Genomic DNA, 1,530 nt, shown 5'->3' on the forward strand with positions numbered 1-1,530 from the left:
AGTCGTAGCAGATCTTCCTACGACCTACCAAATGATTCAAACCAGTGACAGCATTACTCATTCAATCTTGGAACTCATCAACAATATGTTGATTGATCTCCTGGCAACAATGGCCCGCCTGGACAATGAGAAACGTATAGAACGTATTAAGCAGGGCCTGGAACGTTCGGGTTACAAGCCAACAGGTAAGAAAGCCAATGAGGCTAAGCACAAACGAATAAAAGAATTGCTAGCAGCTGGCAATATGACTAAGGAAGAAATTGCCAAAGCAGTGAATTGTGGAGTTGCAACTGTTTATCGAGTTGCTAAAGTCATTTAAAAAGGCTTGTATCAGTGCTTCCCTTATGTCATATCTATTTACAAAGGAGCAAGGCATTCTTAAAGATCAAAAGACGGAATTAATGATGAAAAAGCATTTGATTTTCCTTGTTTTTATAGTGATGGTTTTTATTTTAGCTCTGGTTGTAAAGATTGATAATGATCATAAAAAAGGGCAAGCATTAAAGAAATTGGAACTAGTTGAAAAGCAAATCCCTTAGGTAAAAATTGACTTATACTGGCTTTGTTGCACAAAGATTTCATAACTATATGATTTTAAAAGTTTTGATTATTTTTTGATCCAAAATTAAATTTATTTAAATCAGATGCTTACATATTTATGCAACAAAGCCACTTATACTTATTTAAATAACGCTAATAACTAAGCCCAAAAAACACCTAGACCCAGTGCTATACACGCTTAGTTTTTTATATTTCAAAAGAGTATTTTAGCAAATATCATAAAAGACCGGTCTATTCTCAAGCCGGTTTTCTATATCGCAGAGCATCATGGCTTTATCATAGATATATGAATATTAAGATAAATAAAAAGCCCTATAGTCTCTCCCGTTACTATAAGGCTTATAAAACGCTGTAATTTTTTTCTTAATTACCTACTTTTCGATGTAGGTTATGAATATATTTTACCTATTGGTAAAAATAAAGATATAAGACAAAAGATGAATACGTTAGGAATTCCGCGTAAAAACTACTAATTTCGTATAACCACCATTATGTTAAATGAAAAAATATATTGATTTAAATTTTGTCAGAATGAAGTATTTATTTTATTGATTAAAATAAAAAATAAAGATTAATACTATGATAAAAAATAAGAATATTTATTGTGACTATCGGAAAAGATTTATGAATAAAACTATGAGTGTGGCTGAGGAATTACTTTATTCAACAGTAAAAATTACTGCATACTTAAATGGAAAAGCTCATAGTACAGGGACTGGATTCTTCACAGCCTTCGATAATGATGGAGAAAATTGCTTTCTAGCTCTGGTGACAAACAAACATGTAATAGAAAAGAGTGATCAAATAAAAATCATTTGTCATGTAAAGAATAATGAAGGAGAACCTTCAGGAAATTTTGTCGAACTAAGCATTGGGATAAACGATAAACAGGTTATCTATCATCCTGATACGAAAATTGATTTATGTGCTATCTCTATTGCAGGTTTGATAAATCAAGCAATAGATCAA

The 1,530-nt window shown here is 31.4% G+C and carries 2 protein-coding genes and 1 pseudogene; all 3 read left to right on the forward strand.

The features are described from left to right. The coding region (locus FTV37_RS17355) for a helix-turn-helix domain-containing protein (protein ID WP_180064333.1) at window positions 1-319 on the forward strand (319 nt) is incomplete at its 5' end. A gap of 25 nt (window positions 320-344) precedes the next feature. Continuing rightward, window positions 345-539, forward strand: a complete 195-nt coding sequence (locus FTV37_RS17360) for a hypothetical protein (RefSeq protein WP_180009630.1) — start codon at window positions 345-347, stop codon at window positions 537-539. A gap of 646 nt (window positions 540-1,185) precedes the next feature. Next, window positions 1,186-1,530: pseudogene (locus tag FTV37_RS17365) on the forward strand (serine protease); the annotation flags it as partial.

The organism is Acinetobacter sp. YH16042, from assembly GCF_013417245.1.
Lineage (GTDB): Bacteria > Pseudomonadota > Gammaproteobacteria > Pseudomonadales > Moraxellaceae > Acinetobacter > Acinetobacter amyesii.

Bases quoted from the DNA above. Each gene is read 5' to 3' on its own strand.
- FTV37_RS17360 (WP_180009630.1), top strand. From the start codon at position 345: ATGTCATATCTATTTACAAAGGAGCAAGGCATTCTTAAAGATCAAAAG.